This is a genomic window from Mycobacterium sp. WUMAC-067, assembly GCF_020217485.1.
Taxonomy (GTDB): domain Bacteria; phylum Actinomycetota; class Actinomycetes; order Mycobacteriales; family Mycobacteriaceae; genus Mycobacterium.
Window position 1 is genome coordinate 43,664 of record NZ_JAEKMI010000034.1, and the last position, 8,010, is coordinate 51,673.

8 protein-coding genes are annotated in these 8,010 nt (G+C 60.2%); 6 read left to right on the plus strand and 2 right to left on the minus strand.

Annotated elements, in window-relative coordinates; translation table 11 throughout:
• The first annotated feature begins 418 nt into the window (after positions 1 to 418).
• Positions 419 to 2,068, plus strand: a complete 1,650-nt coding sequence (locus JF781_RS20655; protein WP_225329457.1) for a HEPN domain-containing protein — start codon at positions 419 to 421, stop codon at positions 2,066 to 2,068.
• 1,253 nt (positions 2,069 to 3,321) lie between these two features.
• On the opposite strand, the gene JF781_RS20660 is transcribed toward JF781_RS20655, so the two are convergent.
• Positions 3,322 to 3,561: a hypothetical protein gene (locus JF781_RS20660; RefSeq protein ID WP_225329456.1), complete on the minus strand. Its 240-nt coding sequence runs from the start codon at positions 3,559 to 3,561 to the stop codon at positions 3,322 to 3,324.
• 203 nt (positions 3,562 to 3,764) lie between these two features.
• On the opposite strand from JF781_RS20660, the gene JF781_RS20665 reads away from it, so the two are divergent.
• The 5 genes from JF781_RS20665 (at position 3,765) to JF781_RS20685 (ending at position 7,068) form a co-directional block, all read left to right on the plus strand.
• Complete coding sequence (locus tag JF781_RS20665) at positions 3,765 to 4,061, plus strand: hypothetical protein (protein ID WP_225329455.1); 297 nt, start codon at positions 3,765 to 3,767, stop codon at positions 4,059 to 4,061.
• On the plus strand, positions 4,062 to 5,270 hold the full coding sequence (locus tag JF781_RS20670) for a hypothetical protein (RefSeq protein ID WP_225329454.1): 1,209 nt from the start codon (positions 4,062 to 4,064) through the stop codon (positions 5,268 to 5,270).
• Between the two features lie 31 nt (positions 5,271 to 5,301).
• Positions 5,302 to 5,724, plus strand: coding sequence for a hypothetical protein (locus tag JF781_RS20675; RefSeq protein ID WP_308011587.1), 423 nt, complete (start codon positions 5,302 to 5,304; stop codon positions 5,722 to 5,724).
• A complete protein-coding gene (locus JF781_RS20680; RefSeq protein WP_225341297.1) occupies positions 5,721 to 5,957 on the plus strand; it encodes a hypothetical protein in 237 nt (78 codons plus the stop codon). Before JF781_RS20675 ends, JF781_RS20680 begins: the two co-directional genes overlap by 4 nt.
• A 115-nt stretch (positions 5,958 to 6,072) precedes the next feature.
• The gene (locus JF781_RS20685) at positions 6,073 to 7,068 is read left to right on the plus strand and encodes a hypothetical protein (RefSeq protein WP_225329451.1); all 996 of its coding nucleotides are present in this window, start codon (positions 6,073 to 6,075) and stop codon (positions 7,066 to 7,068) included.
• Positions 7,069 to 7,373: 305 nt separating this feature from the next.
• Here the strand turns inward: JF781_RS20685 and JF781_RS20690 are convergent, their stop codons facing one another.
• Positions 7,374 to 7,946 (minus strand): hypothetical protein, encoded by a 573-nt coding sequence (locus JF781_RS20690; RefSeq protein WP_225341298.1) that lies wholly within the window; start codon positions 7,944 to 7,946, stop codon positions 7,374 to 7,376.
• Positions 7,947 to 8,010: the final 64 nt, after the last annotated feature.

Here is an 8,010-nt window from a genome sequence, read left to right on the forward strand (position 1 = left end):
TTCCCTGCCCGCCTAAGCACGGCACGAGCTATTAGGCAGGGAACCATTTTTTACTTGCGTGGACGACGCCCCGGTCGGGGGACATCCTCGTTGCCGACGATTACGACGAGGGATTCGTCGTCAGGTGCGGGATACGCCGCAGGCCACAGGGGTTATGATCCGAGTGGAAACCCGCCTCTGAACTGCGCAAATGAGGTTTCTCACCAAATCCATTGTGTCGCAATATATGCCATTGCAGCTGCACGGCCCGATGGGGCGGGGAGTGGCTGCCGGCGCAGGGATCCTCACCCACCCCTCCCTACGAGATAGGCAGGCGGGCAATCACTTGCGTCAGACGAATCGCGCCAAGGTTTTGGGCGCAAGTGTTGGCCCTGCCCCCAACTCACATCGTCATGCCGACTCGTGTGACACTTCGTGGATGACCGAGAGCAGTCATCCCGACAGCCTTCTTGATGTATACGACGTTGACTTTCTTGCCTATGTGCTAAACGAAAACCGTGATCAAGTGCATCAACGATTGACTGATGGCGGCCCACTCCTTGCTGGTGAGAGAGAGGCAGTGCTCAATAGCCTTTTTGCCATGGAAAACTCGGTGAGACCGCAGTCCCCCAACCAAATCCTTCAGCGCGAGATTCAACTTGCAACATATCAGGCTAACCTGGGCGGCAGTTTGATCGCGCTTTATCGACGAGCATGTGGAGGCGGCGGCGTAGACATATCCGCAGCGACCGATGAGGTAGAGCGCTTACTTTTAGACTTTGCCGCATCGACGTACCCGTTGCACCTGCAACTTGATTTCAACAGCGCTCGCTCCCCAAAACAACATTATCCAACTCTGGCCTTTGCCTTCATTAACCACCCGAACAATCAATTGCTGCAGGATGCAGTTATGGCTGATGGTGTATTGTCAAAACTTTACTCAGATCCGTCACGCGGTGCCCTTCGTAGCACAGGTCAGGTGGGTGTTATTCCGATGCTTATGTTGTTTGGCGACCAAATCGTCAACGCAGCGTGGCATTGGGCTCATTTTGATAGCGCAAGGCCAAGCTTTGATGAGTATTCGCGTCGCATTCTTGCTGTGATTCGCGTGTTAAAAGCAGGACTCCGAGGCGATGAGGCCCTGGTCCCGATGCGAATAGGTCTAGCTGGCGTCCTTTTGCCCGTGGGGATGGATTCGGTCGGTTTCGGCGGGGCTCGGGTGAGACGCGCTGACGAGCGCGACGAGTATCTCACCCGAAGTATCCCCATTACGGGGCAGCTCGGTACCACCAACGCTCAAGGCGAAGCCGTCAAAATCGATTATGTCGGCAACTTGACACTAGAGCTCGACATACCATTCAAGATTGTCTTGAGAAAGCTTGACAAGGCGAACACGTGGAGTGATCAATTGCGTGACCTAAGCCCCTCGGGAGAACCGGTCGAGCACTTACGACTCGCCTTGATTCTTGCCGGAGGTGGGGAAACTTCAACCGTATTTCGAACGTGGACGTCAGTCGTGGACCCATTTACGACCGCTGCATCGATTGGATGGAATGATCCGACACAAGGTCTGAACATACTTCCAGCCCAACTCATCGAGGACCAGGTCGCATCTTGGACGGAATGGACAAGTCTAATTGATAAGCAACAGACAGCGCAGACCAATGTATCAATCCGCCGTATTTTACGCGCCGTGTCGGAGAGAAAAGAGCCCGAAGATACGCTGATCGATGCTGTCATCGTTTGGGAAAACTTATTCGGTTCTGCTCAAGAGACCACGCTGCGGGTAACAACGTCTGTTGCGTGGATGCTGGGTGCTGACGTTGAAAAACGCAAGGCGCTGGCTGATGAGCTAAGAAAGATCTATAACCACCGAAGCTACATCGTGCACGGGAATGCTGGCCTTAAAACCAGTCAGACAGGGCCTTACGCGAGGCGGGCAATCGAGATATCAATCGAGCTGTTGCGCACCGTGTTCAAGGATCACCCCGAACTCCTCAAGCTGAAGGACGGCGCTGCCCGAAGTACGTTAGTGTTACTAGACGCCTTGGAGTCGTCCGGGGCGGCCGATGGCCCGGAAACTCGATGATGGGGCCTCGACAACGCAACGACAGCTGGTGCTTTAGCCTCCCGTTCGCGCTACGCGTAGCGCACCTCGCCCGAGCCCTAGCCTCGCTAATGTCGATCTCCGATCGAGTTGCGGGGCTTTTTCTGCCAAGGTGTCGGTGCCTGTGATTAGGGTTGACCCCAAGGTGGAGGCAGTGCAGTGGACGAGGCAACAACAGACGAACACCCTTGCTGCGATTGAGATCGTGGGGGAACTTCTAGCGGGCGGCGACAAGCATGGCCCAATCGATGCGATGTTGGGAGTATCAAACGTGTATCCACGCCCGATGAGCTAATCGACTACGGCCGGCCTTCTCAACGTGGCCGCGATGGTGGTTGAACACTTCTCCGCCGCGACGGGTAGGGATCAGTCCCAGATCCTGCGGGACGCCGAGAACCTTGTTAACGACATCGAGGTCATGGACTGATCGGGTACCGCTGCAGCACGCCGACATCATTGGCGAAGGCGCATAGGCGATCCAGCTCCGCCTTGGACAAGATGAGTACGGAGCAACCCCGCGGCTGAGCTGCGGGACAAGCTGGGCCTACGCGACGACGACGGGGCTATCGGCTGATTCGGCACCGGCTGGCTTCCTACCCGATGAGGGCTACGGCGCAGGTGATGAGCTGGTCAAGTAGGGCCACCCGCGCACTAGGTTTGGCGGCGTAGATGCGGCCGGCCAGGGCGAGCAGCTCGAGCGCCGGTCAGGGTCGCCGGTCCTGGTTGCGGCCGTCGGCGCTGGGGCTGCCGGCGGCAGGGACGGGTTGGCCAGCACCGGCGGCAACGTGAACGACGCACCTAAAACGTGGTACATGCGGGCACCGTCGTCGCCGATGCTGGCCTCGAGCTCCCGATTTCCGTAATGCGAAACCTCTCGATCCAGAAGGGTTTTCACGTACTCACCCATAGGTGTGGCGGCCCACAACCCGCGCACTCGCGGGTTGCCGCTGCGGTCGATGGACGCTCGCCCCCACCCGACCACATGCGACTCGCCGTCACGCTCCACGCTGACCGGCACTCGACGCGGGCAACTCAACGGCCCGGGCCCGATCCTCACGCCGATTCGGTCGCGATCGCCGTTGATGTTGACGCTGAGGTCAAAAGCGCCGCTTGGGAGCCGCCGCACCTCACCCTTGCGGCGCAGACTCTGCGCCGGCGCCGACACCGCTACTGCCCGTGGCCAGCGTGGCTCCTCGGCCCGGGCCTCATTAGGCGAGGTCAGACACAGGCAGGCCCTAGCTGCACAGCATGTGTCCGCCGGCACCTCCGAGTGCGCCGATAGCGATCCTCGACAAGGTGTCGCCCAACCACAATGTGGCTTGCTTGGCCTTGCTTCGCTCAGGGTCATCGCGCGTCTCGTCTGCAGCCACTGCCTCCAGCGCCGCGATCAACCGTTCCAGTCGAGTTTCAGGCGTTGGCCATGCACCGGCCAACTGGTAGGCGTTACCCATCGGCGGTCCCACGGCGATGATCACGCCGCCCATCGCAGTGGAGCCCTTCTCAAAAAGGGAACTGTCTGCAGTGCTCGAAGTGCTCGCTGCACGGTGTCTTTATCGAATCCGGTTCTGCGTTCAACATCGGTGCGCGGGTGAGGTGCCTGCGCGTTTCGTCGTACGCCTGCACGCAGAACGGGAAGGTCGCGGAGCGTTCGATCCGGTGACTGGATTAAAGTTGCCAGATGGGATCGGACGGACTGCAGGTTGCTCTCGACCAGCTAGCCGCTACGGCCGGCCAGTGGCAGGGACTGGGCGCCCAGCTCACTGCGACCACGCCGCCGTCACCGGGACAGCCGTTCCAACCGACAACCGCGGCGGTCAGCAGTATCAACGCGATGGTCAGCGCTGATGCGGCAGCATTTGCGACTCGGACTCAGGAGACCGCCGGGCAGGTGACGAATGCCGCCGCGCACTACGGCAGTCAAGAGGCGACCAACGCCACCGATATGTCGAACGTGCCCAAGGTGACTGTGGTTTAGATGGCTGCAACGCTTTCCCAGATCCGGTCGTGGTCCACCCAGCATCTGACTGATGCGGCGAGCTACTGGACGCAGACCGCCGACCGATGGGAAGACGCATTTTTGACCATGCGCAACCAGTCCCAGTCGATCGCATGGAACGGTGCCGGTGGTGAGGCGCTGCGGCAGCGCACTGGGGCCGATTACACGCTCGTCAGTGGCAAAGCCGACCAGCTCCGCCAGGCGGCCGGGATAGCACGCAGCGGAGCCAGCGATATCAGCGCAGCGCAGCGCAGCGTGTTGAACGCGGTTGCGGACGCCGAAAGTGCGGGATTCACTGTCGGAGAGGACCTTTCGGTGTCTTACACCGATCATGGCGGCACAGCAGCCCAGCAGGCGGCGCGCCAAGCGCAAGCCGAACAGATGGCTAGTGGTATCTGGTCGCGCGCCAAGCAACTCGGTGGGACAGAAGTTAAGGTTGCGGGTCAACTCACCACCGCGACGACCGGCCTGGGCAACGCCACCTTTACGCGCGACGGCAAAGGCAGCGGTATCCAACTCGTCGACAACACCCAAGGTGGCGACAACTCGAACGGTGGAATTCCGCAGTTGCCGCGGCACGATCCGCCGGCCGGCAGATGGGACGGACCGCCGCCGCCCGGCTGGCATCCCGGCACCGGCTACTGGGCGCTGGACCCCAACCACCCGGCAGACAGTCCGAACGGGTTGCCCGATCCCTCGCTGTACCAATCGGACCCGCCCTGCGTGCGGCCCGATCTGCTGACCGGCGGATCGACGGGCGTGACTTCAATCGGTGGCGGATCTGACAATCCGCAGAAGGCGAAGGCCTGGGGAGTTGACCTCCAGGGCACATCAAGGGTGCGGATTAGTGGTACTGAATTCAACGGAATCACTAAGGCGGTACAGATCAACGGCCGCTGGTATCAGGCCCAATGGCAGGAATACCAGTACGAACTCAACACCATTCCGGTCTGGCAAGGTGTTGGAGGACCGTTCGGCGATTTGACCCTTCCAGATATGAGTGAAGCCCACACATGGAAGCCGGTCACCCTGGGACAACTCATGCAAGCGTCTACGGTCTATCCAGAAGCGACCATTCACCTACCCGACCTCAACGGCGGCAAAATTGACATCAAAAACGGTTGGTGGGCCGGCGGCCTACCGTCGACCGGCATCCCCAGCCCACCAGTGATGACCCGTGGCAACTAGACGCACCGTCATCACCGTCACCGCCACAGCCGTGCTGGTCCTGGTGATAGCCGGGGTTTCAGCGTGGCTGTATCTCAGGCCATCGCCACGGTCAGATTGCACGACTGTCAACGACATGCTCAAGTACTCAAGATCCGAGAACGCACGAATGCGCGATCTCATCCCAGCCAGCATCGACGACCCGCAGAAACTAGTGGATGCATATCAGGCTCGCGAAACCCGCCTGCGACAGTACGCTGACCAGATCCACGATCCTGGTTTGCGTGAAAAGGCCTACGCTTTAGTCAATCTCGATGACAAGATGCTCGCCGTGTGGCGCCAGACGATTCCGGGACAGTCGCAGCAAGGATCGGACAGCAGTTCAGCCAGTCAGAACTTCCAGCGCGCCTACACCGACTACGCCGCGCAAACCCGGCAAGCCGGGCAGGCGTTGCAGGCGGCGTGCCCAGCATGATGACCGCAATTCTCGGATTGGTTGCGATGGTGGCCTTGATGGCTCTTTTCACCATCTTCTTCTACTGGTATTGCCGCTGGATCCGGGACCGCCGAATCGACGTGTATACGGACCCGGAATGGACGTCGGTCACCGGGCCGGCGTCACCACACTCCCTCCTTGATCCCGATACCAGTCTGGGAAAACCCCCGAAATATTACGATGATCACGTCTATTACCGACCGGACGAGTGAATGAGTGCGGTCCATGAAGGGCCGGCGACCGCCCTCCCAGTCGGCCAAACTCTCCCGCGCGTGTTCGGGGTTAGGGTAGTTTCACCGGGGGCCCTGCGACGTTAAGGGAGCCGCCATGACGACGCCAGTCGAGTATTTTGCCGGGTGGGTGCTCACCCAGGCTTGCAAAGCGATCGGCGGCAAGCTCCGCGACCGATTCGCCACACGAGTCTCCGACGCCGTCATCGACAAGCTCCCGGCGCCCGTTTCGAGAGCGCTATTCGGCCCGCCGACAAAAGGAAACAAGCCCGGCACCGCTAACGGGGCCGACGACCCCGTCACTGAACCTCCGACGGACGAGGAACTCGTCGACGTGCTCGACACGGATGTGTCGGCCGATACCCGGGCGGCCCTAGGTGAAGACCTGGAACAGATCCTCGGCGTGAAGCTTGGCACCGACGAAGTCCCGAGGGGCACCGACGGATGGTACGTTTCCGCCTACGCGGCGATCTTGTGGCGGGTCGCGATGATGGCAGTTTGGGAAGAACACCCGATCGCGATTCAGGGAGCGCTCCAAGGCCAGCAATGGGTGACCGTGTGCATCCCCCGAGTACGCACGCCGATCGAACCATCCAAAATGTGGTGGAAGTATCCACCTAACGAGAGCCGCCTACTCCGCGATCCCAACGGTCATGGGCCCGTCGATTTCTACGTTCGACACATCGAGGATAAGGACGCACGCGAGCGCGAAATCGAAGCACTGAACACGGATTTCATAATGGATCCCGGCAGACCGTTTAAGCCCGAAGTGGATGGGCCCATCGCGGAACTGTGGCATCGCATCGATGGCGTCAACCGCCGTTGGGTCATCCTCAAGCCGGATGCCGGTCTGGAAACAGCACTGACGACTCGGCCGTCGGCACTAGGAGGCGGCAGACGCACGTACCGCACTCTGAAAGGTGCCCCACCCGCCTGGCGCGAATACCCGGACGAGTGGCACCCACTGCTCAAAATCGAAAATGAGAGCGACGCGATCGCAGCTCTCAGCGCCGGCGCCGACGACTTCGCACGCAAAAGCGAAAGTTCCGCTGCAGCCGTCGAAGCAGCCCTCGACAGTACAGATCAACGGTGACCAGGCGGCTCGAGCACGGGGATAGCGAGCGACCCATCCTCGCCGTCGCGCCGACGGGACGACGTTGTGTGAGTGCCAGGGCATTGCTCAAGCATTCTGCGCTTCCGGGGCACAAAAGCCGATCACGACAAGGCTATTCGGTGCGGGTAGAATCATCGCCCCCGTCAGAGTTCCTAGCCGATTGGAAGGGCGCCCTTCTTGCGTTGTTGCACAACAGATTCGGCTGTTGAACTTAGTCGGCCCAAGGATCGCGGGCGCCCCTAACCCTCAGCACCGTCGCCCTAAGGAGTCATTCGCGAAGACAACTAATGACCGGCTAACTGGTCGTTGATGTTGACCCACTTGCCTTCGCCCTTGTGGTTACCTATGTTCCGGCACTGGCCATCTAGAATGATCTGCCCGTAACTATGGTCGGACGGCATGTAGCTGATACTGGCGGCCACGCCATCTTTATTGAGCGATGCACCGTGGTAGTGCTGTGCTAAGGGCGCCCCATCGTTCCAGCCGTGCGCGATCATCGCTGCCCGTACGCGTTGTAAATATGCGTCGGGGTCGCCGTGGATAAGGAAGCTCAGCGTGACAGTGCCTTGATAGGGCGTATCTCCTTGGTCGTTGCAGGAGGCGAACGAGAATGCCCCGCTGACTCCGTCCAAGTTTGCGGCGGCGACGATCTGTTTGGCCGGCTCGATCACCTGAGCTTTGGTCTGATCGTCGCTCATGGGGTGGCCTGAATCTTCGTATGGGTTAGGAGCTCCATCGGCGTGTGGTTTGTGCAGCGCCTGCGCGCATCCTCCTAACAGCAACGCGAAGACCATTGCCGACGCAGACAGCGATTGGCGCACCGGCATGTGTTGTCTCTTTGTGGCGGCGTCGAGCATTGAAATAGCCAGCGCCCCAGACGGTTTGCGTATGGTAGCTCAGCCCAACTGGTCGGCAGGTTGA

What these genes read in the sequence shown, in the direction of transcription:
- JF781_RS20655 (WP_225329457.1), top strand. Translation starts at nt 419, where the DNA reads ATGACCGAGAGCAGTCATCCCGACAGCCTTCTTGATGTATACGACGTT.
- JF781_RS20685 (WP_225329451.1), top strand. Translation starts at nt 6,073, where the DNA reads ATGACGACGCCAGTCGAGTATTTTGCCGGGTGGGTGCTCACCCAGGCT.
- JF781_RS20670 (WP_225329454.1), top strand. Translation starts at nt 4,062, where the DNA reads ATGGCTGCAACGCTTTCCCAGATCCGGTCGTGGTCCACCCAGCATCTG.
- JF781_RS20665 (WP_225329455.1), top strand. Translation starts at nt 3,765, where the DNA reads ATGGGATCGGACGGACTGCAGGTTGCTCTCGACCAGCTAGCCGCTACG.
- JF781_RS20690 (WP_225341298.1), bottom strand. Translation starts at nt 7,946, where the DNA reads ATGCTCGACGCCGCCACAAAGAGACAACACATGCCGGTGCGCCAATCG.
- JF781_RS20680 (WP_225341297.1), top strand. Translation starts at nt 5,721, where the DNA reads ATGATGACCGCAATTCTCGGATTGGTTGCGATGGTGGCCTTGATGGCT.